The following is a 19,657-nucleotide window of genomic DNA, read 5'->3' as shown; positions in this document are numbered from 1 at the left end:
GGCCTCAGTCGCGCAGCGACGAAAGGAACTGTTTCAATTCGGCGGTCCGAGGATTGCCGAAGAGCTCGCCCGGCGGTCCCATCTCATGCACGCGGCCCTGGTGCATGAAGATGACCCGATCGCTGACCTTTCGCGCGAAGCTCATCTCGTGCGTCACCATCAAGAGCGTCATGCCTTCGACGGCGAGCGATTCGACGACCCGCAGCACTTCGCCTACAAGCTCTGGGTCAAGTGCGGATGTGATTTCGTCGCACAGCAGCACGGCAGGTTCCATCGCCAAGGCGCGTGCAATCGCGACCCGCTGCTGCTGGCCGCCGGAGAGCTGGTCCGGCATGGCGTCGAACTTTTCCGCCAAGCCGACACGCGTGAGCAGCTTGCGCGCTTGCGACGCCGCCTCCGTCGTGCTGCGCTTCTTGACCAGCGTAGGTGCGAGCATCACGTTGCGCCCGACGGTCAGGTGCGGAAAGAGATTGAAGCTCTGGAAGATCATGCCCACGCGCTGCCGCAAGTCGCGCATTGCCATCGCGCTTTCGTGCAGCAGCGGCTTGCCATCGACTGTCAGGGAGCCTTCCTGGAACGCTTCGAGCCCGTTGATGCAACGCAGGAGCGTGCTCTTGCCCGATCCGCTCTTGCCGATGATGGCGATCACCTCGCCACGCCTGACTTCGAGATCGATGCCCTTGAGCACTTCATTGCTGCCATAGGACTTGCGCAATGCGGTAATGCGCACGACGGGCGCAGCGGACGACTCAACGGCCTGTGCGAGTGCTTCAGCGACGGGCGCCATGGAATTTCCTCTCGAGGTTCTTGGCGTACAGGCTCACTGGAAAGCACAGCACGAAGTAGAGCAGGGCGACACAGCTGAACACGATGAAGGGCTTGAAAGTCGCATTCGAGATCATGCTTCCCGCCTTGGTGAGTTCGACGAAGCCAATGACGGATGCCAGCGCCGTGCCCTTGATCACCTGCACCAGGAAGCCGACTGTCGGCGCGATGGCGATGCGGACCGCCTGCGGCAGGACCACGTGGCGCATCTGTTCGGTGAAACTCAATGCGAGGCTGCCGGAAGCCTCCCACTGGCCTTTGGGAATCGACGCCACGCAGCCGCGCCAGATTTCGGTCAGGAAAGCGCTGGTGTAGAGCGTCAATGCCACTGATGCCGCAGTCCATGCGGAAACATCGATGCCGAAAAGTGCAATGCCGAAGTACGCAAGGAAGAGCTGCATCAGCAGCGGCGTGCCCTGGAAGACCTGCACGTACAGGCTGATCAATCGTTCGGCCACGCGTCCGCCGGAAAGCCGCCCGAAGAGCAGCAGCCCGCCGACCACGCCACCGCCGACGAAGGCGATCAGCGAGAGCACGACGGTCCAGCGCAACGCCATCAACAGATTGCGCAGGATGTCCCAAAGAGAGAAATCGCTCATGACTTCATCGTCCGAAGAAGTACTTGGGACCTGCCCAGTTGAGCAGCCGGCGAGCGCCGAGCGACAGCGCCAGATAAATCACGGTCGCGACGATGAAGGCCTCGAAAGCCCGGAAGTTGCGGCTCTGGATGAGGTTGGCCGCGTAGCTCAGTTCCTCCGTCGATATCTGGCTGCACACGGCGGACCCCAGCATGACGATGATGATCTGGCTCACCATCGCGGGCCACACCTTTTTCATCGCCGGCGGCAGCACGACGCGGGTGAAAACCTGCACCTTGTCGAGCGCGAGACTCACCGCCGCTTCGATCTGGCCGCGCGGCGTCGCTTCAATGCCCGCGCGGATGATCTCGGTCGCATAAGCGCCGAGGTTCATCACCATCGCGATGATCGATGCCACTTCCGGAGACAGCTTGAAACCCGCGGCCGGAAGCCCGAAGAAGATGAAGAAGAGCTGCACGATAAAGGGCGTATTGCGGATGAGCTCGACATAGCTGCCCACGACCCAGCGCAACCATGTCGGCCCGCTGGCCCTCGCCCATGCGCAGGCGACGCCGACCACCATCCCGATCACGGTGGCAACGGCGGTCAGTCCCAGTGTCCACAGCACGCCCCTGAGCAACAGGGGCCATTGGCCGAGGACGGCGCCGAAGTCGAAATCGATGCCCATTGGGCTGCGTCAGACTGGCAGGTCGCCGGCAGGGCGGCCCAGCCACCTCTTCGCCATGGCGTCGAGCGTTCCGTCCTTCTTCGCATTTGCCACGATTTCGTTCACCTTGGCCTTCAGTGCGTCCTCGCCCTTGGCGATGCCGATGAAACAGGGGCTGTCCTTCAGCAGCAGCTTGTATTCGGCAGCGAGCTGTGGGTTCTTCTGCATCATGTCGCCCGCGACGGCCGCGCTCGTGGCGATGGTCTGCGTCTGGCCTGCGACGAAAGCCGCGATGGTGGCGTTGTTGTCCTCGAAGCGCTTGTAGTCGACGTTCGAAGGCGCGACCTTGGCGAGCTCCTGGTCCTCCATCGCGCCGCGCGTGACCGCCACGCTCTTGCCGCCCATGTCGGCAAAGCTCTTGATGTTCAAGCTTTTGGCGGCATAGACCGCTTGAAAGAACGGCGCGTATGCGGCGGAAAAGTCGATCACCTTCTCACGCTCGGCGTTCTTACCGAGCGTGGAGATCACCAGGTCGGCCTTGCGAGTCTGCAGATAGGGGATGCGATTGGCACTCGTCACCGGCACCAGTTCGACCTTGACGCCGAGCTTGCTGGCGATGAGCTGCGCCACCTCGACGTCCAGCCCCTGCGGCGTCATGTTCTTGTCGACAGAGCCGTAGGGCGGGTAGTCCGTCGGCACTGCGATCTTGATGGTCTTGGCCTTCATGATGTGGTCGAGCGCGCTTTGAGCATGCGCCGCACCGACGCCGAAGAGCGCCGCCGCGGCGAGGATCGACGCGAACTGGCGCTTTGAATACTTCATGGAATGGCTCCTGGAGAGGTCGGTGGAATTCATCCGCCGACCGTACGCAAGAGCTGTGCCGGATCAGTTCATCTGGTAGCGATGCTCGCTTGAAGTGATCGGAGGCGACGCTTGAATTCGGTGTTGACCACTGCGGCCAGAGCGCGCACTTCGGTCAAGGTGACGAAATGCTCGTCGTCGCGATACTTCTGTGCGAGTGCCGCCAGTCTGCGCAAGCATGTGTTGGCGCAGCGGGCTTCCCACAGTGCATTGATCTCACCGGTGATTTGAACGGTGAGGGCGGGATCGGGGTGGCGCGCGGGCGCGCAAGTAGGGTGTGCCATTGATACCTCTCTGACTGTGGTTACACCTACCGCACCCGCTGCTAAACGGGGGCGGCGGCTCGAACGGGTTAGCAGACCGGACAATCAGAGAAAACCGGCGAGCCTCGCGGCTCCCCACTCGAGCCGCCAAAAAATGAGGCACGAACGACGAAGCCGCAGAACTCTTGGTTCAACGCGGCTTCTGATCTCTTCTTGTTCGGGCTGCTAAACCCGATCACGCCCTTTTTCGACCTGACGCGGGAAAGTATAGCGATGGGCTCAGCCCTTGAGCGTCGCTTTGAGCGTGATCTCCGGAACGCTCGCAAGCGCCTTCGACAGCGGGCAACCTGCCTTCGCCCCAGCGGCAAGTTCCTGGAACTTGGCTTCGTCGAGACCCGGAACGCTGGCTTCGAGTTCGAGCTGGATGCGATCGATCTTGAACCCCGGGCCATCCTTGGCGAGGCGCACCGCGGCCTTCGTGTCGATCGAACTCGCGGTGAATCCGGCGCCCTCCAGCGCAAACGCGAAGGCCATCGTCAGGCAACCTGCATGGGCGGCGCCCAGTATTTCCTCGGGATTGGTGCCGCGCTTGTCATCCTCGAAGCGGCTGGCGAATCCATAGGGATACGCCTTCAGCGCGCCCGTTTCGGTGCTGATCTGGCCCTTGCCGGTCTTGCCGGCGCCTTCCCAATGAACGCTTGCGTGCTTGTCTGCTGGCATGTGAACTCCTTGGCGGTGGGGTTGAAGGGGTTGAAACGACGTTGGACGACCCGCCGTTGTACGACATATCGGCCGTTGAGTCTGTCAGCAATGGGAGTCGCCCATGTGACGCCTTCGGGGCTTCCCCGATGCAGGCGAGCCGCCTCGCGGCGTAGGCTCACGGGCTGTTTGGAGACTGTATGGACCGCCCGCATTACAAGTTCTGGCCGCAGCGCCTGCCTCGTTCGATCACCGTCCCTGCCACCTCGCTCTGGCACAACCTCAAGACCAACGCCGAGCGCTATCCGGACAAGCCTGCGCTCGTCTTTTTCGGCAGCGAGATCACCTACCGCGAATTCGCGGCCCAGGCCGAGCGCCTGGCCGGCACCTTGCACGCGCTGGGCGTGAAGCGCGGCGACCGCGTCGTCCTCGACATGCAGAACTGCCCGCAACTCGTGATCGCCCATTTCGCGATCCTGCGGGCGAACGCCGTCGTGGTGCCGGTCAATCCGATGAACCGCGCCGAGGAGCTGAAGCACTACATCACCGATCCGGACGCGAAAGTCGCTATCACCACCGGCGATCTCGCGCCCGAACTGGCCAAGGCAAGCAATGCGCTCGAAGCCAAGGACCGTCTGGCGCACATGATCGTCACGCAGTTCACCGATGTTTTCGATGCCGAGGTGACCGGCGACGAGGCGCCCGCGCCGGCCTGGCGCGACTGGCTGCTGACCCGCCACCCGCTGCCCATGCTGGAAGACGGCGACGTGATGGCATGGACCGATGCGATGAACGCCGGCCATCCCGCCCCGGAGCACGTGGTCGGCGCCAACGACATGGCCCTGCTGCCCTACACGAGCGGAACGACGGGCCTGCCCAAGGGCTGCATCCACAACCATTCGAGCCTGATGCACAACGCGTGTGCGGGCCAGCTCTGGGGCCTGGGTTCGATGGAGGCCATGGTGCTCGCCGTGGTGCCGATGTTCCACATCACCGGCGTGGTGAGCATGATGCACACGACCATCCTCTGCGGCGGCACGCTGGTCATCATGCCGCGCTGGGATCGTGACGTGGCTGGCCGGCTGATCTCGCGCCGCAAGGTCACCAGCTGGACCAACATCCCGACCATGGTCATCGACCTCATGGCCAGCCCGAACTTCGCCAACTACGACCTGAGCAGCCTGGTCTACATCGGCGGTGGCGGCGCGGCAATGCCGCAGGCCGTCGCGCAACGACTGCTGGAGCAGTTCGGCCTGAAGTACCAGGAAGGCTACGGCCTCACCGAGACCGCCGCGCCTTCGCACGCGAATCCGTTCGAGAACCCGAAGCAGCAATGCCTGGGCATTCCCTACATGAGCACCGATGCACGCGTGGTCGATCCCGACACGCTGCAGGAAATGCCGATCGGCGAATCGGGCGAGATCATCATCCATGGGCCCGAGGTGTTCCAGGGCTATTGGAAGCGGCCGGACGCCACGGCTGCGGCCTTCGTCGAATTCGAGGGCAAGCGGTTCTTCCGCTCCGGCGACATGGGCCGGATGGACGAGGACGGCTATTTCTTCATGACCGATCGCCTCAAGCGGATGATCAACGCGAGCGGCTTCAAGGTCTGGCCTGCCGAAGTCGAACTGCTGATGTTCCGCCACCCGGCGATCCAGGAAGCCTGCGTGATCGCGACCAAGGACGCCTATCGCGGTGAATCGGTCAAGGCAGTCGTCGTGCTGCGCCCGACGCACAAGGACACGACCGAGCAACAGATCATCGACTGGTGCCGAGAGAACATGGCGGTCTACAAGATCCCGCGCAGCGTGCAGTTCGTCGATGCATTGCCCAAGAGCGGCAGCGGCAAGGTGATGTGGCGGCTGCTGCAGGAGGCGGAGGGCAAATAGTGGACACGCCCTGGTCGAAGCAGGCTAGGACTTCGCCAGCATCTCGATCAGCCGAGCCAAGGCGACCGACGGCGTGCCATGCCACACCAGGTGCGTTCGATTCGCGCGCATGCGTTCGGGCAGCGCATGCTGGCGCACATCGGCCGTGGCGCGCAGCGCTTTGAGCACGGACACGGGAACAATCGCGAAGCCCGTGCCCGCAGCCACGCAGGCAATCATGGCCTGGTAGGAAGAAAACTCCAGTGAGCGCGATGGCGAAACGCCGCCCTTGCCGAGCCATTGTTCGAGCAGGCGGCGGTATGAACAGCCCTGCGCGAATGCGATCAGCGTCGCATTGGCAAGGTCGCCCGGGCGCGTCACCGAGCTCACGCTGCGCGCCGTGACGAGCACCAGTTCTTCATCGAACACGGGCAGGGTTTCGAGCCCCGCATCGGCGAAGGGCTCGGACACGAAGGCGGCCTCGATGTCGAAGGCCTTCACCCGCTTCAGCAAGGCGCCGGTGGTGCCGGTGACGAGCTCGACGACCACCCCCGGATAAAGCCTGTGAAAGCGCGACAGCACCGGCGCCAGCCGACTGCCGGCGGTGCTCTCGAGCGAGCCCAGCCTGAAGGTGCCGAGCGGGAGATCGCTGCGCAATTCGCTCTCCGCCTCATCGGCCAGGCGCAACAGGCGATCGGCATACGGCAGCAGCTTGTGCCCGGCCGGCGCCAGCGCAAGCGTGCGACCCTGCCGATGAAAGAGCTTGTGACCGAGCCGCTCCTCGAGTTGCTGGATGCGGGTCGTGACGTTCGACTGCACGCGATTGAGCTTGTCCGCTGCGCGGATCACGCCGCCTTCGGCCACGACGGTGCGAAAAATCTCCAACGAGTCGAGGTCGATCGTTCTCATGGCAAGAATGATTGTTCTGAATAATTCATTTGTGGATGCGGCACATTCTGCGTCTAATGACGACCCATGTCGAACCCCTCCATCGCCGCTTCCAGACCGCCTTCCCTTGTCGCGGTGTGCGCTGCCGGCATGCTGGCCTTGGCGATCGCCATGGGCATCGGCCGCTTCGCCTTCACGCCGATGCTGCCGCTGATGATCCGGGCGGGCAGTGTCGACGTGGGCGCCGGCGGCTGGCTTGCGGCGGCCAACTACGCGGGCTACTTGCTGGGCGCGCTCACGACGGCGCGGCTGCCGCTCACGCCGCAACGCATAGGGCTTTTGTCGCTTGCCGCGATCGTGCTGTCGACGGCGGCGATGGGCTGGAGCGGATCCGTCGCAGTCTGGCTTTTGCTGCGCTTCGTTGCGGGCGTGGCCAGCGCGTGGGCGCTCGTGAGCACCAGCGTCTGGTGCCTCGGCTGGCTGGCGCGGCTCGAGCGGCCGGCTGGCGCGGGTGTTCTTTACGCGGGCGTCGGCGTGGGCATCGCACTTGCCGGGCTGTATTGCTGGCGGGCGGGAATGGCGGGCGTCCTGGCCGAGAGCCTGTGGATTCAGCTGGGTGTGCTGGCGCTCGTCGGGCTGCTTATGGTCGCGGTGTTGATGCCTCGCGAGGCGCCAGGGCAGGGGGCGGCTTCGGGCGGCTCTGCAGCCGCGGCGCCATCGACGCCGGCCGTCGTGCCGTGGGGGCTGGTGGTGAGCTACGGCCTTCTCGGATTCGGCTACATCCTGCCGGCCACCTTTCTGCCGGTGCTCGCGCGCGCGGTGGTCGACGATCCTTCCGTTTTCGGCGCAGCCTGGCCCGTGTTCGGCGCGGCGGCGGCGCTCTCGACCGTGTTTGCCGGCGCAGTGCTGGGCGGTGTGCCCAGGCGGCGCGTGCTGGCCGGCAGCCATGTGCTGATGGCGCTCGGCTGCGTCTTGCCGGTGCTGCATCTGTCGGCGCTCACGGTGCTTGCGGCGGCGCTGCTGGTGGGTGGCACATTCATGGTGGCGACGATGGCAGGCATGCAGGAAGCAAAGGCAAGCAGTGCCGGAGACCCGACGCGGATGCTCGGGCGCATGACGGCCGCTTTCGCGATCGGGCAAATGGCCGGGCCGGTGCTGTCTTCCGTTCTGAGCGGCAAGGCCGAAGGCTTCGGCGGGCTTTTCATTGCGTTGGCGGTCGGCGCCGTGGCACTTCTGGGCAGTGCCGTGTGGCTGGCGCGCAAGCCTTCTCGTACCGTTTCACATATTGGTTGACAGGAATCCCTCACATGATTGAACAAGGCCATACACAGCCCTGGGCCGAGCGTTTGCCCATGCCAGCCGCGGAGTCCATGACGGACGCGCAGCTCGCCGCCGCGAAATCTTTGATCGACGGTCCGCGCAAGGGCGTGTTCGGTCCGTTCATCCCGCTGCTGCAGAGCCCGACGCTGATGGAGCGCATCGGCACGCTCGGCGAATACCTGCGCTTCGACAGCGCGATCGATGCTCGCTTGCGCGAGCTGGTGACCTGCGCGGTCGCGCGCCACGTGGGCAATCAGTTCGAATGGCTGCTGCACAGCACCTTGGCGGTCAAGGCCGGCGTCAGCGCCGAGGCCATCGAAGCCTTGCGTCTCGGCCGCCGCGCGACCCCGCTGGCCGAAGACGAACAGATCGCGCTCGACTTCACGCTCGAACTGCTGCAGAACAACGGCGCAAGCCAGCCCACGTATGCGGCGGCCGAGTCGCGATTCGGGCAGCGCACGGTGGTCGAGCTCAGTGCGCTGGTCGGCTACTTCGTCATGGTCTGCTGGGTCATGAACGTTGCGCACACGCCGGCCAAGCCGGCCGACGGCCAGCCGCCGCTGGAGGCGTACCCGCTTTAGGGCGCTGCGAAAGCACTGGTCGCCGCGTCGGCCGGGCATGGCGCGTGGTCAGGTTGGTGTCGAAGTCGGCAGGCACAATCGCGTCGCGCGCGGACAGGGTCCGTGAACCGACCCTTCCTATCGCTCATGCTCGACAAACGTTTCTTCCCGCGCCAGGCCGTCGCCTCCGGCGGCAACCGCTGGGACTGGGCACTCCTGCCCCTGGTGCTTGCCACGCTCTTCGCGCTGGCCTTCGGCGCCTCGCAGATGGCGCGCCCCTATGAACTGGGGCAGCCGCTGCCAATCAGCCTCGATCCGTGGATGCTGCCGTATTACCTGCTGCGCACGACGCTGCGGATGTTTCTCGCGCTGGGCGCATCGCTGGTGTTTGCCTGCGTCTTCGCAGTGCTGGCCAACCGCTATCGGGTGGCCGAAAAGATCCTCGTGCCGGTTTTGGACATCCTGCAGTCGATCCCGATCCTGGGCTTTCTGTCGATCACGGTCACCGGCTTCATCGCCTTGTTTCCGGGCAATCTGCTGGGCGTGGAATGTGCGGCGATATTTGCGATCTTCACTTCGCAAGCCTGGAACATGGCGTTCAGCCTGTACCAGTCGCTTCGCACGGTGCCTGCGGAGCTTCGAGAAGCGTCGGCGGTTTTCCAGCTTTCCGCGTGGCACCGCTTCTGGCGGCTCGAACTGCCTTTCGCGATGCCCGGACTGCTCTGGAACATGATGATGTCGATGTCCGGCGGCTGGTTCTTCGTGGTCGCTTCGGAGGCGATCTCGGTGTCGAACCAGAACATCAAGCTGCCGGGCGTTGGCTCCTACATTGCGATGGCCATCGAGGCACGCGACATCGGCGCGATCGGCTGGGCCATCGGCGGCATGCTGATCGGCATCACGCTGTACGACCAGCTCTTCTTTCGGCCCTTGATCGCGTGGGCCGACAAGTTCCGTTTCGAAGAAGGCAGTTCGGAAGATGCACCGCGCTCGTGGCTGCTCACGTGGGTGCGCCGCACGGATCGGCTCAAGCAGATGGTGGTCGGCGCGGCGAAGGTGCTCGAACGCTCGCTGGTGCTGTTTCGGCGCGATCACGACGGCACGTCCATCAAGGCGCGGCCGCGCATGGCGAACCCGGCCGTTGCGCGCGTGTGGGACGCGACGATCGCGGCGGCCGTGCTGCTTGCCATCGGCTGGCTCATGCGGTTCATCCATACCGAGGTCGGCTGGTCCGAAGTCGGCCACGTCTTCCTGCTGGGCTTCTACACGATGCTGCGCGTGCTGGTGCTGATCGCTCTGGCGGCAGTGGTGTGGGTGCCCATTGGCGTGTGGATCGGCATGAATCCCCGCTGGGCGGGGCGGCTGCAGGGCGTCGCGCAGTTCATGGCGGCCTTTCCGGCAAACCTGATGTTCCCGGTCGCGGTGCTGTTCATCGTGCGCTGGCAGCTCAATCCGAACATCTGGCTGGCGCCGCTGATGGTGCTCGGCACACAGTGGTATCTGCTCTTCAACGTGATCGCGGGTGCTTCGACCATCCCGACCGAACTGCGCTACGCCGCCGAGAATTTCGGCCTCACCGGATGGCTCAAGTGGCGGCGCTACCTGCTGCCGGCAGTGTTCCCGAGCTTCGTCACCGGCGCCATCACGGCCAGCGGCGGCTCATGGAACGCCAGTATCGTGGCCGAATACGTGACCTGGGGCGACACCACGCTGCAGGCCGTCGGCTTGGGCAGCTACATCGCCCACATGACGGCCATCGGCGACTTTCCGCGCATTGCGCTGGGAATCGGCGTGATGTGCGTGTTCGTGATGGGCATGAACCACTTCGTCTGGCGGCGGCTCTATGAGCTGGCCGAGAACCGGATGCATTTCTGATCTCCAATGACTGCGAATGATCGTGTGAGGAATCCCCATGGCAGAAGCCATCGTTGAACTCAGGGGCGTCGGCAAGTCCTTCAAGCTGGCGGACGGCGCGGCGCGTTCGGTGCTGGAAGGCGTCGATTTCCGATTAGCCGAAGGCGAAATCGTTGCCTTGCTCGGACAGTCGGGCTCGGGCAAGTCGACGCTGCTGCGCATCATGGCCGGGTTGATCGGTGTGGATGCCGGGAGCGTGAACTACCGTGGGCAGCCTTTGTATGGCCCTGCGCGCGGCATCGCGATGGTGTTTCAGTCCTTCGCGCTGTTTCCGTGGCTCACGGTGCAGCAGAACGTCGAGTTGGGGCTGGAGGCGCGCGGTGTCGAGCCGGTGGAGCGCGCGCGCCGCGCAAGCGATGCGATCGAGCTGATCGGCCTGGCGGGTTTTGAGGGAGCGCTGCCGCGCGAGCTGTCGGGCGGCATGAGGCAACGCGTCGGCATCGCGCGCGCGCTGGTCGTCGAACCCGAGGTGCTGCTGATGGACGAAGCCTTCTCCGCGCTGGATGTGCTGACCGGCGAGCGCCTGCGCGACGACATCCTTCAGCTCTGGGGCGGCGGCGAGATGCCGACCAAGGCCATGCTCATCGTCTCGCACAACATCGAGGAAGCCGTGCTGATGGCCGATCGCGTGCTGATCTTCGCGGCAGATCCGGGCCGCGTGCGCGCCGAACTCCCGATCCATCTTCCGCGTCCGCGCGATGTCGACAGCCTGGAGGTGAGGGCGCTCATCGACGAGGCCTACGCGCTCATGACCGCGGGGGCGCCGGTGGCCGGCCGTGCGGCCGAGGAGCCCGCGCGCCTGCACTTGGGCGAACGCTTGCCGGACGCCGATGTCGGCCGGATGGAAGCGTTGCTCGAAATGCTCGTCGAGGATGGACGGGATGGCCGGGCTGATCTTCCGCAACTCGCGGAAGAAGCCGAGCTCACCGACCACGACCTGCTGCCGCTGGCGCAGGCGCTGGCGCTCTTCGGCTTTGCGCAGCTCGCGGATGGCGATCTGCATCTGACCGAACTGGGCCGCCGCTACGTCGCCGGCACGCACACGCTTCGACAGCAGTTGCTGGGCCAACAATTGTTGGCGCACGTCCCGCTCGCAGCACATATCCGCCACAGTCTGGAGCAGGCGCCTTCGGGCGAGCTGCCGCAGGAGCCATTCCTTGAACTGCTGAAGGAAAGCCTGAACGAGTCCACCGCCGAGCGCGTCCTGCGCACCGCGATCGAATGGGGCCGCTATGGCGAAGTGTTCGAGTACGACTTGCGAACCGGCCTCATCCATCTGCCTGCAGGCGAAGACGAAGCGGCCGAAGCCGCGAACAGCGGCGGCTAGGGCGTAGGGGCGGCTCGATAATGCGGGGCCCCGCGGCCCCCGCAGCCGCCTTCTTTCATCTACCGACTGTTCTCCTCATGAAGCGACTTTTCCTGCAAGGCGCGCTGGCCGCCCTGATGGCCACCGGCCTCGGCCTGGCTGCGCATGCGCAAACCCCGGTGCTGCGCGTGTCGGCGATCCCCGATGAGGCGCCGACCGAACTGCAACGCAAGTTCAAGCCGCTGGGCGACTACCTGCAGAAGGCCACCGGCATGACGGTGCAGTTCACTCCCGTGACCGACTACGCCGCGGTCGTCGAAGGCCTTGCCACCAACAAGATCGACTTGGCCTGGCTCGGCGGTTTCACCTTCGTGCAGGCCAAGCTGCGCACCGGCGGCGGAGCGCAGCCGATCGTGCAGCGCGCCGAGGACAAGGTCTTCACGAGCAAGTTCATCGTTCCGACGGACAGCAAGGCGAAGACCCTGGCCGATCTCAAGGGCGAAACCTTTGCATTCGGCGCACCGTCGTCCACATCGGGCAGCCTGATGCCTCGCTATTTCCTGATGCAGGCGGGCCTCAACCCCGAGAAGGACTTCAAGAGCGTCGCCTATTCAGGCGCACACGATGCGACGGTCGCTTTCGTTGCCGCGGGCCGCGCGCAGGCCGGCGTGCTCAATGCTTCCGTGTGGGACAAGCTGGTCGAGGAAAAGAATCCCAACGCCGGCAAGGTGCGCGTGCTGGCGACCACGCCGACGTTCTACGACTACAACTGGACCGTGCGCCCCGGGCTCGATCCGGCCGTCACCCAAAAGCTGGCCGACGCCTTCCTGGCGCTCGATGCGGCGAATCCGGCACACAAGGACATTCTTGCGCTGCAGCGCGCGAGCAAGTTCATTCCGACGCAGGCATCGAACTACGACGGCATCGAGGCGGCGGGCAAGTCAGCCGGCCTCATCAAGTAGGGCGGGGTCGGCCTTGACGCTGGATTTGCGCGACATCGGCCTGGTGCACCCCAATGGCCACCGTGCGCTGAAGCGCGCAACGCTGGCCATCGGGCGCGGCGAGTGCGTCGCCGTGATCGGTCCTTCGGGCGCGGGCAAGACCAGCCTGCTGCGCGTCGCGGGAACCTCGGTGCGCCCGAGCGAAGGCCACCTCGAAGTGCTGGGCCAGGCGCCATGGGCGTCGTCCGCCTCGGCATTGAAGGCCCTGCGAGCGCGCATCGGCTTGATTCACCAGACACCACCCATCCCACCGCGCCTGCGTGTGGTCAGTGCGGTGTTGGCAGGGCGACTGGGTGTGTGGTCCGGCTGGAAGGCCATCGCTTCGCTGGTGCGCCCCGCTGACGCAGCCGGTGCGCAGAACGTGCTGGCGCGTCTCGACCTCGGCGAGCGTGTGTTCGAGCGATGCGATCGCTTGTCGGGCGGTCAATTGCAGCGCGTCGGCATTGCGCGCGTGCTCTATCAGGCGCCGGAGCTCATCCTGGCCGACGAGCCGGTGTCGGCGCTCGATCCCGCGCTGGCAGATGCAGCCATTCGCGAACTCATCGCCCAGAGCGAGGCGACCGGCGCAGCGGTGGTGGCGTCACTGCACGCCGTCGACCTCGCACTGAAGTGGTTTGGCCGCATCGTCGGCTTGCGCGATGGCGAAGTGCTGTTCGACGCGCCTGCGCCCGAGGTCACGCGCGCCATGCTGCAGGACCTGTATTCGCCCGAAGGCGGCGTGCTGCCGACGCACGGCCGCGAGCAGCCGCTGACGGACGCGGACGCGCGGGCCCCGGCGATCATGTGCCGCTGAGCGCCATGCGTTTCGATTCTGCGCGTGACGCGAACTTGCGCGATCCCCTGGCGCGTGGACGCCTGACCGCCGTGCTGCTTGCGCTTGTCGTGCTGTGGCCAATGGCGTTGGTCGCGCAGTTCAATCCGCTTGCGTTGTTCGATCCGGCAAGCCTCGGGGTCATGGGCGGCTTTCTTGCAGGCTTCTTGCCGCCCTCGGCGGCGCCGGACTTCCTGGCGCTGCTGGCGAAGGCCACGCTCGAAACGCTCGCCATGGCCACCGCGGGCATTGCCTTGGCATTCGTCATTGCAGCGCCTCTGGCGTTCGCCATGACGCGATCGCTCTCCGTTTCGCGCATCGGCCCCGGGCCGGGACGATGGCGGGCGCAAGCGGTCCGCACGACCGCCAGCGGTGTGCTCGTCGTACTGCGTGCCATCCCCGAAGTAGTCTGGGCGCTGGTGCTGGTGCGCGCCTTCGGGCTCGGGCCGGCTGCTGGCGTGCTGGCACTGGCGATCACTTATGGCGGCATGCTCGGCAAGGTCTACGGCGAGATTCTTGAATCGGGGGACACGCGCCCTGCGCGCGCACTGCTCGAAGCGGGCAGCGGGCGCATCGCTGCGCTTTGCTATGGGCTGATGCCCGGCGCGGCACAGGAACTGGTGTCATACACCGTATACCGCTGGGAATGCGCGGTGCGGGCATCGGTTGTGATGGGCTTTGTCGGCGCCGGCGGTCTGGGCCAACTCATGGACCAGTCGATGAAGATGTTGAACGGCGGCGAAGCCAGCAGCATCTTGATCGTCTTCCTTTTGCTGGTGCTGCTGGCCGACGGCCTGAGTGCGATGTTGCGCAAGGTGCTCGCATGACACCGCGCGCACCGAGGCCGTGCGTGGCATGCATCGCGATCGGTATGGGCGTGCTTGCCGCCGTCATTGCGAGCTTTGCCAATCTGGCGATCGACTTCCGGGCACTTTTCACGCGCGAATCGGCGACATCGATGGCGAAGTTCGTCGCCGAATTTTTTCCGCCGGACGTTTCCTCGGGGTTCCTGGCAAAGACGGCCTGGGGCGCACTTCAGACGCTCGCGATATCGGCGCTAGGCACTCTGCTGGCATTCGTCTCCGGTGCGTTGCTGGCACTGCCGGCTTCGGGCCGATTCGGCACCGTCGCAAAGCAGGGCGCTCGTTTCGTGCTGAACCTGCTGCGCAGCGTGCCCGAACTCGTGTGGGCGGCGCTGATGGTGTTGCTGGCCGGACTTGGTCCTTTCGCGGGCGTGCTTGCGCTGGCACTGCACACCACCGGCGTGTTCGGGCGCCTGTTCGGCGAAGCGCTCGAAAACGCGCCCACCGCGCCTGAACGTGCCCTGCGGGAAGCCGGTAGCGGCGCGGCAGCCGCCTTCGCCTATGGCGGCCTGCCGCTGGTGTGGCCGCAGTGGCTTGCCTACACGCTCTATCGCTGGGAAATGAACATCCGTATGGCGTCTGTGCTCGGCTTCGTGGGTGCGGGCGGACTCGGGCAGATGCTGTACTTCCATCTGTCCCTCTTCCAGCAGGCGCAAGCCGCGACGGTGATGGGGGCCATGTTCGTGCTGGTCTTCATCGTCGATGGTGCAAGCAGCCGGCTGCGGCGCGAGCTCGTTCCGGCCTACGCCTGAAGGCGATCGGCTTCCAGCGCGAGCACGGCATCGGCGACGGCCTCGATGCCCGCGTCCGAAAGATCGCTTGATTCGACGCGGGCGCGTTCGGGCCATGCCGTGAAGTGGCGGGCCTGCGAGCGTGCATAGTGCGGGTCGTAGTGCAGCGCCATCAGCTCGGCGAACAACGGCGACAGCTCGCCAGCGCGCGCCCAGGCTTGCCAGCGTTGCACCGTCTCCTTGCCCTGCAACTCCTTCAGCATGCCGAGCTGGTTCGCGAGTGCCTCGGCGTTGTCGCCGAGATAAGCGTAGTCGCGCAGCAGGTAGGCGAGGCGCGCTTCGGGCGTCGCGGCGATCTCGATACATGGGCTCTCGCGCATTCGCGCCACCATCGGCAAGGGCAGTGCGATGCGCCCGATGCGCGGGCTTTCGCCTTCCACGTACAGCGGGCGATCGAGGTCGACCGATTCGAGCACCTGCGCGATGCGCGTTTCGAAATGCTTCTGCGAAGGTTGAGGGACGCCGGGCAGGGCGCCGAGCAAGGATCCCTTGTGCCTTGCGAAATCTTCCAGGTCGAGCACCTGCGCGCCGCGCCGCGCCAGCGCTTGCAGGACGCGCGTCTTGGCGCTGCCCGTTGCGCCGCAAAGAATGCGCAGCGGCAGCCGCGGGCAGAGCGATTCGAGTTGTTCGAGCACGTGATGGCGAAAGCTCTTGTAGCCGCCGGCAAGTTGCTGGGCATCCCAGCCCACGAGCCGCAGCCAGGTCACCATGGACCCACTTCGCAGCCCGCCGCGCCAGCAATACACGAGCGGCTTCCAGTTGGCGGGGCGGTCCGCGAAGCGCTCGCGCAGATGCTTGGCAAGATTGACTGCCACCATCGCACCGCCAACACGACGTGCCTCGAACGCGCCTTGCTGCTTGTAGAGCGTACCGACAATGCGCCGCTCCTCGTCGTCCAGCACGGGGCAGTTGATGGCACCGGGAATGTGGTCGAGCGCGAATTCGGCCGGCGAGCGCGCGTCGATGAGCGTGTCGAACGCGTGACGATCGGTGACCCGAACAGGAGGACGTTGCATGACCCGTTCAGTGCCCACGGGAGGCGCGGGTCTGCGCGGCTGGCAAAATGCCGACCCAAACCGGCAGTCTCAAATTCTTCATCATGGAACCGATCGCTCTCACTAGGTTTTCGCACGGCGGCGGTTGCGGCTGCAAGATCGCTCCCGGCCTTCTGGCCGAGATTCTGGCACGCGCCCCGCAGGGCATCGTGCCGCCCGAACTGCTCGTGGGCATCGAGACCAGCGACGACGCGGCCGTCTATCGGCTCAACGCGACGCAGGCGCTGGTCGCCACCACCGACTTCTTCACGCCGATCGTCGACGACCCGTACGACTTCGGCCGCATTGCCGCGACGAATGCGCTGTCGGACGTGTATGCGATGGGCGGCACGCCGATCATGGCGCTGGCGCTGGTCGGCATGCCCATCGACAAGCTGCCGCCCGAAGTGATCGGGCGCGTGCTCGAAGGCGGCGCCAGCGTTTGTCGGGAAGCCGGCATTCCGATTGCGGGCGGCCACAGCATCGACGTGCTGGAACCGATCTACGGGCTCGTCGGCCTGGGGCTGGTTCATCCCGATCGCGTGCGCCGCAATTCGGACGCCAGGGCCGGCGACGTGCTCGTCCTCGGCAAGCCGCTGGGGGTGGGCATCCTGTCTGCGGCGCTCAAGAAGGGGCTGCTCGATGACGCGGGCTACGAACAGATGCTGCGCTATACGACACAACTGAACCGCGTGGGCGTCGAATTGGCCGCCATGGACTGCGTGCACGCGATGACCGACGTCACAGGTTTCGGCCTTGCGGGCCACCTGCTCGAGATCTGCCGTGGTGCGAAGCTGGCGGCGCGCGTGCAACTCGGCGCCCTGCCGATCATCGAGTCCGCGGCCAGGTTCGCCAAAGAAGGCATCGTGACGGGCGCGTCGGGCAGGAACTGGATCGGCTATGGTTCGCAAGTCGAATGGCCGAATTCAGCCGCTTCGTGGCAGCATTCGCTGGTTGCCGATCCGCAGACCAGCGGCGGGCTGTTGGTGAGCGTCGGGGCGGACGATGTCGACGCCGTCGTGGCGGTGTTCCGCGCAGCGGGTTTCGAGCATGTCGCGCCGATCGGTGCACTCCGGCAAGGCGATGGCGAATCGGCGCCCCGCCTTGAATTCACAGCATAAGAATGAGTATCGAGGAGCCTATGAATCGTCGTGCCAGCGCAGTGGGGGCAAGTCTTCTGATTGCCTTGTCGTCATCCGCGGTTTGCGCGCAAGAGCCGGAGGCCGACGAGTTTTCCGGCAAACCCTATTGGGAGGCGCTGATCGGCCCGTTTGCGGTGCACTGGAGCAACAGCGACGAGCACAAGAACGTCTACCTACTGGGCATCGAGCGAGCCCAGGCGAACGGATTCATCTGGGGGTTTTCCGCGTTCAGCAATTCGTTCGGGCAACCCTCGGCCTATGCCTACTACGGCTATCGCTGGGACAACCTTTTCGGCTACTCCAAACTCTACGCGAAGCTCAGCGGCGGGATCATCTACGGCTACAAGGGCAAGTACGAGGACAAGGTGCCCTTCAACCACGACGGCTTCGGCCTCGGGATCATTCCTGCGATCGGCTACCGGCTGACACCCAAGGATGCCGTTCAGGTTGGCGCGCTCGGGACGGCCGGTTTGATCTTCACGTACAACCGCCGGTTCTGACGCTCGACAAAATCCCCTATAATTCGAGGCTTCGCAAAATGCGAACAAACGCGGCGAACAATGCGGGAATAGCTCAGTTGGTAGAGCGCAACCTTGCCAAGGTTGAGGTCGAGAGTTCGAGACTCTTTTCCCGCTCCAATTTTTAAGAAAAGAGGCTTCGGCCTCTTTTTTTTGTCTTCAATTCGACGCGCTCGATGCTCCGAGCCGCCGCTGCGGCAGCCGCACTGGCACATACGCCAGCCGCCGATCTCGCATCACCAGCAGCGCCACAGTGCGTCCCGGCGGCAGACCCGACACGCTCCGTCGAAACTCATCGACACGATCGACCCTGGCGTCATTCACCGCCACAATGAGATCGCCCGCCCGAATGCCTTCGCTGCGCGCCGCGCCCGTGGCTTCCTTCACCATCAAGCCGCCGTCGCTGCCCAGTTGCGTGCGCTGCGCGCTCGACAATTCACCCAGGCTCAGGCCGAGGCCATCGTTCCATTCAGGTGTGAACTCGGCCCGGAGAAAGCTCCTTTGTGCCGGCTCTTCGGTGAGCGTGACCAGAAAAGTGCGCTTCGTGCCTTTGCGCCACACTTCCAGGCGCGCGCGGCTGCCGGGCGGCCGATCGCCAATCTGGCGCAGCAGCTCGGTGAAGTGCGCGATCGGCGCGCCGTCGAGCGTGGTGACCACGTCGCCGCGCACCAGCCCTGCGCCCTGCGCCGGACCGCCGGCATCGACGCGAACCACCAGCGCGCCGCCCGTCGCATCCGGCAACGCGAAAGACTGTGCGAGCGCGGGCGTCATCTCCTGGAAATCGGCGCCGATGCGAGCCCGCCTCACGCGGCCTGAAGCCTTCAACTGTGCCGCGATCTTGACCGCGAGGTTGATCGGAACCGCAAACGACAGGCCCATATAGCCGCCGCTGCCGCTGTAGATCATCGAATTGATGGCGACGACTTCGCCGCGGTTGTTGAACAGCGGGCTGCCTGAACTGCCCGGATTGATTGCTACGTCGGTCTGGATGAAGGGTGTCTCCCCTGCGCCGCCAATGTAGCGGTCGACGGCGCTCACCACGCCGGCGGTGACGCTGCCATGAAAGCCAAAAGGCGCCCCGATGGCGGCGACCCAGTCGCCCGGGGCGAGTTTCGACGAGTCTCCGAGGATGGCGGTCGGAAGTCCGCTCGCGTCGATCTTCATCAGCGCGATGTCGGTACGTTTGTCGACGCCCAGCACCCTCGCCGGGAAGCGGCGGCCGTCGTCCAGCCGCACTTGCGCTTCGTCGATGGTGGAGACCACGTGAGCGCTGGTCAGGATCAGGCCGTCGCTCGTGAGAACAATCCCGGAGGCCAGGTCGCGGGTCTGGCTGACCCGCACGCTTGCGGACAGCGGCCAAGCCAGCCTGTCGCCGAAGTCGGTCTCCGGCGCCATGTCCAGGTCGACGCTGTCCGTCGTTTCCTCGCGTCCGATCCGCAGCGTCCTGATGTCCACCACGCTGGCGCTGCGGCTCGCCACGAGCGAAGAAAAAGAGGTCGCCTCATGCGGCGGCGCTCCAGGCGCGACCGCGCATGCGCTCATGAGGCAAGCAATCATCAACGCGAAGGTCAACGCGACCATCGCCCGAGACGGCCGCCCCATCTGCGCGACGGAAGCGCCGTTCCACAACCGCAGGATCGAAAGATCGCACATGGCGATCTTTCAGATCAAAGAAGCGCGAGGCTGGTTCCTGCGCCTCAGGCGTTCTGCAGGTTGTCGCGCGTCCCGTTGCCGCAAGCGGTGGGCGG

The 19,657-nt window shown here is 65.2% G+C and carries 20 protein-coding genes and 1 tRNA gene; 12 read left to right on the top strand and 9 right to left on the bottom strand.

Features of this window, described 5'->3' with window-relative positions; genetic code table 11:
- Positions 1-4: 4 nt before the first annotated feature.
- The 6 genes from AC1DSF_RS14870 to AC1DSF_RS14845 all read right to left on the bottom strand — a co-directional run bounded on the left by AC1DSF_RS14870 (position 5) and on the right by AC1DSF_RS14845 (position 3,914).
- Positions 5-787, bottom strand: coding sequence for an amino acid ABC transporter ATP-binding protein (locus AC1DSF_RS14870; protein WP_478183026.1), 783 nt, complete (start codon positions 785-787; stop codon positions 5-7).
- A complete protein-coding gene (locus AC1DSF_RS14865; RefSeq protein WP_478183025.1) occupies positions 771-1,424 on the bottom strand; it encodes an amino acid ABC transporter permease in 654 nt (217 codons plus the stop codon). Before AC1DSF_RS14865 ends, AC1DSF_RS14870 begins: the two co-directional genes overlap by 17 nt.
- Positions 1,425-1,428: 4 nt before the next feature.
- Positions 1,429-2,091 carry an amino acid ABC transporter permease gene (locus tag AC1DSF_RS14860; RefSeq protein ID WP_478126943.1) on the bottom strand — a complete coding sequence of 221 codons (663 nt, stop codon included), beginning with the start codon at positions 2,089-2,091 and terminating at the stop codon, positions 1,429-1,431.
- 9 nt (positions 2,092-2,100) lie between these two features.
- Positions 2,101-2,892, bottom strand: a complete 792-nt coding sequence (locus AC1DSF_RS14855; protein WP_478145676.1) for a transporter substrate-binding domain-containing protein — start codon at positions 2,890-2,892, stop codon at positions 2,101-2,103.
- A 68-nt stretch (positions 2,893-2,960) separates the two neighbouring features.
- Positions 2,961-3,215 (bottom strand): hypothetical protein, encoded by a 255-nt coding sequence (locus tag AC1DSF_RS14850; RefSeq protein WP_478126941.1) that lies wholly within the window; start codon positions 3,213-3,215, stop codon positions 2,961-2,963.
- A gap of 258 nt (positions 3,216-3,473) precedes the next feature.
- Positions 3,474-3,914, bottom strand: coding sequence for an OsmC family protein (locus tag AC1DSF_RS14845; protein WP_478126940.1), 441 nt, complete (start codon positions 3,912-3,914; stop codon positions 3,474-3,476).
- Positions 3,915-4,093: 179 nt separating this feature from the next.
- On the opposite strand from AC1DSF_RS14845, the gene AC1DSF_RS14840 reads away from it, so the two are divergent.
- Positions 4,094-5,782, top strand: a complete 1,689-nt coding sequence (locus tag AC1DSF_RS14840) for a long-chain fatty acid--CoA ligase (RefSeq protein WP_478126939.1) — start codon at positions 4,094-4,096, stop codon at positions 5,780-5,782.
- 24 nt (positions 5,783-5,806) lie between these two features.
- On the opposite strand, the gene AC1DSF_RS14835 is transcribed toward AC1DSF_RS14840, so the two are convergent.
- Positions 5,807-6,670, bottom strand: a complete 864-nt coding sequence (locus tag AC1DSF_RS14835) for a LysR family transcriptional regulator (protein WP_478126938.1) — start codon at positions 6,668-6,670, stop codon at positions 5,807-5,809.
- Positions 6,671-6,736: 66 nt separating this feature from the next.
- Here AC1DSF_RS14835 and AC1DSF_RS14830 point away from each other — a divergent pair, with 66 nt between their 5' ends.
- The 8 genes from AC1DSF_RS14830 to phnE all read left to right on the top strand — a co-directional run bounded on the left by AC1DSF_RS14830 (position 6,737) and on the right by phnE (position 15,176).
- The gene (locus tag AC1DSF_RS14830) at positions 6,737-7,942 is read left to right on the top strand and encodes a YbfB/YjiJ family MFS transporter (RefSeq protein WP_478126937.1); all 1,206 of its coding nucleotides are present in this window, start codon (positions 6,737-6,739) and stop codon (positions 7,940-7,942) included.
- A gap of 14 nt (positions 7,943-7,956) precedes the next feature.
- Positions 7,957-8,550, top strand: coding sequence for a carboxymuconolactone decarboxylase family protein (locus tag AC1DSF_RS14825; RefSeq protein WP_478126936.1), 594 nt, complete (start codon positions 7,957-7,959; stop codon positions 8,548-8,550).
- Positions 8,551-8,676: 126 nt separating this feature from the next.
- The gene (locus AC1DSF_RS14820; RefSeq protein WP_478183083.1) at positions 8,677-10,404 is read left to right on the top strand and encodes an ABC transporter permease; all 1,728 of its coding nucleotides are present in this window, start codon (positions 8,677-8,679) and stop codon (positions 10,402-10,404) included.
- 37 nt (positions 10,405-10,441) lie between these two features.
- Positions 10,442-11,770 carry an ABC transporter ATP-binding protein gene (locus AC1DSF_RS14815; protein ID WP_478145673.1) on the top strand — a complete coding sequence of 443 codons (1,329 nt, stop codon included), beginning with the start codon at positions 10,442-10,444 and terminating at the stop codon, positions 11,768-11,770.
- Positions 11,771-11,847: 77 nt separating this feature from the next.
- Positions 11,848-12,711, top strand: coding sequence for a putative selenate ABC transporter substrate-binding protein (locus AC1DSF_RS14810; RefSeq protein WP_478126934.1), 864 nt, complete (start codon positions 11,848-11,850; stop codon positions 12,709-12,711).
- A gap of 13 nt (positions 12,712-12,724) precedes the next feature.
- Entirely contained in the window at positions 12,725-13,543 is an 819-nt protein-coding gene (locus tag AC1DSF_RS14805) for a phosphonate ABC transporter ATP-binding protein (protein ID WP_478183024.1), read from the top strand.
- A gap of 5 nt (positions 13,544-13,548) precedes the next feature.
- The gene (locus AC1DSF_RS14800; protein WP_478126932.1) at positions 13,549-14,388 is read left to right on the top strand and encodes a PhnE/PtxC family ABC transporter permease; all 840 of its coding nucleotides are present in this window, start codon (positions 13,549-13,551) and stop codon (positions 14,386-14,388) included.
- Positions 14,385-15,176: a phosphonate ABC transporter, permease protein PhnE gene (gene phnE / locus AC1DSF_RS14795; RefSeq protein WP_478126931.1), complete on the top strand. Its 792-nt coding sequence runs from the start codon at positions 14,385-14,387 to the stop codon at positions 15,174-15,176. Before AC1DSF_RS14800 ends, phnE begins: the two co-directional genes overlap by 4 nt.
- On the opposite strand, the gene mnmH is transcribed toward phnE, so the two are convergent.
- On the bottom strand, positions 15,167-16,231 hold the full coding sequence (gene mnmH / locus AC1DSF_RS14790; RefSeq protein ID WP_478126930.1) for a tRNA 2-selenouridine(34) synthase MnmH: 1,065 nt from the start codon (positions 16,229-16,231) through the stop codon (positions 15,167-15,169). The genes phnE and mnmH overlap by 10 nt on opposite strands.
- A 47-nt stretch (positions 16,232-16,278) precedes the next feature.
- Between mnmH and selD the strand changes: the two genes are divergently transcribed.
- The 3 genes from selD (at position 16,279) to AC1DSF_RS14775 (ending at position 18,029) form a co-directional block, all read left to right on the top strand.
- Positions 16,279-17,370 (top strand): selenide, water dikinase SelD, encoded by a 1,092-nt coding sequence (gene selD / locus AC1DSF_RS14785; protein WP_478126929.1) that lies wholly within the window; start codon positions 16,279-16,281, stop codon positions 17,368-17,370.
- 20 nt (positions 17,371-17,390) lie between these two features.
- Positions 17,391-17,891: an ABC transporter ATP-binding protein gene (locus AC1DSF_RS14780; RefSeq protein WP_478126928.1), complete on the top strand. Its 501-nt coding sequence runs from the start codon at positions 17,391-17,393 to the stop codon at positions 17,889-17,891.
- Between the two features lie 62 nt (positions 17,892-17,953).
- A tRNA-Gly gene (locus tag AC1DSF_RS14775) sits at positions 17,954-18,029 on the top strand.
- 39 nt (positions 18,030-18,068) lie between these two features.
- Here AC1DSF_RS14775 and AC1DSF_RS14770 read toward each other — a convergent pair.
- Positions 18,069-19,562: a trypsin-like peptidase domain-containing protein gene (locus AC1DSF_RS14770; RefSeq protein WP_478183023.1), complete on the bottom strand. Its 1,494-nt coding sequence runs from the start codon at positions 19,560-19,562 to the stop codon at positions 18,069-18,071.
- Positions 19,563-19,657: the final 95 nt, after the last annotated feature.

The sequence above is a fragment of the Variovorax sp. 01N429 genome (assembly GCF_056399425.1).
The sequence above is the reverse complement of the archived record's forward strand: the minus strand, read 5'-3'. Positions and strand labels throughout refer to the sequence as shown.

Excerpts from the sequence above, each read along its gene's own strand:
- AC1DSF_RS14860 (WP_478126943.1), bottom strand. The coding sequence starts at position 2,091 with ATGGGCATCGATTTCGACTTCGGCGCCGTCCTCGGCCAATGGCCCCTG.
- AC1DSF_RS14820 (WP_478183083.1), top strand. The coding sequence starts at position 8,677 with ATGCTCGACAAACGTTTCTTCCCGCGCCAGGCCGTCGCCTCCGGCGGC.
- AC1DSF_RS14855 (WP_478145676.1), bottom strand. The coding sequence starts at position 2,892 with ATGAAGTATTCAAAGCGCCAGTTCGCGTCGATCCTCGCCGCGGCGGCG.
- AC1DSF_RS14800 (WP_478126932.1), top strand. The coding sequence starts at position 13,549 with ATGCGTTTCGATTCTGCGCGTGACGCGAACTTGCGCGATCCCCTGGCG.
- AC1DSF_RS14870 (WP_478183026.1), bottom strand. The coding sequence starts at position 787 with ATGGCGCCCGTCGCTGAAGCACTCGCACAGGCCGTTGAGTCGTCCGCT.
- AC1DSF_RS14835 (WP_478126938.1), bottom strand. The coding sequence starts at position 6,670 with ATGAGAACGATCGACCTCGACTCGTTGGAGATTTTTCGCACCGTCGTG.
- AC1DSF_RS14850 (WP_478126941.1), bottom strand. The coding sequence starts at position 3,215 with ATGGCACACCCTACTTGCGCGCCCGCGCGCCACCCCGATCCCGCCCTC.
- AC1DSF_RS14810 (WP_478126934.1), top strand. The coding sequence starts at position 11,848 with ATGAAGCGACTTTTCCTGCAAGGCGCGCTGGCCGCCCTGATGGCCACC.
- AC1DSF_RS14780 (WP_478126928.1), top strand. The coding sequence starts at position 17,391 with ATGAATCGTCGTGCCAGCGCAGTGGGGGCAAGTCTTCTGATTGCCTTG.
- AC1DSF_RS14845 (WP_478126940.1), bottom strand. The coding sequence starts at position 3,914 with ATGCCAGCAGACAAGCACGCAAGCGTTCATTGGGAAGGCGCCGGCAAG.
- selD (WP_478126929.1), top strand. The coding sequence starts at position 16,279 with ATGCCGACCCAAACCGGCAGTCTCAAATTCTTCATCATGGAACCGATC.
- mnmH (WP_478126930.1), bottom strand. The coding sequence starts at position 16,231 with ATGCAACGTCCTCCTGTTCGGGTCACCGATCGTCACGCGTTCGACACG.
- phnE (WP_478126931.1), top strand. The coding sequence starts at position 14,385 with ATGACACCGCGCGCACCGAGGCCGTGCGTGGCATGCATCGCGATCGGT.
- AC1DSF_RS14825 (WP_478126936.1), top strand. The coding sequence starts at position 7,957 with ATGATTGAACAAGGCCATACACAGCCCTGGGCCGAGCGTTTGCCCATG.
- AC1DSF_RS14840 (WP_478126939.1), top strand. The coding sequence starts at position 4,094 with ATGGACCGCCCGCATTACAAGTTCTGGCCGCAGCGCCTGCCTCGTTCG.
- AC1DSF_RS14770 (WP_478183023.1), bottom strand. The coding sequence starts at position 19,562 with ATGTGCGATCTTTCGATCCTGCGGTTGTGGAACGGCGCTTCCGTCGCG.
- AC1DSF_RS14815 (WP_478145673.1), top strand. The coding sequence starts at position 10,442 with ATGGCAGAAGCCATCGTTGAACTCAGGGGCGTCGGCAAGTCCTTCAAG.
- AC1DSF_RS14830 (WP_478126937.1), top strand. The coding sequence starts at position 6,737 with ATGTCGAACCCCTCCATCGCCGCTTCCAGACCGCCTTCCCTTGTCGCG.
- AC1DSF_RS14865 (WP_478183025.1), bottom strand. The coding sequence starts at position 1,424 with ATGAGCGATTTCTCTCTTTGGGACATCCTGCGCAATCTGTTGATGGCG.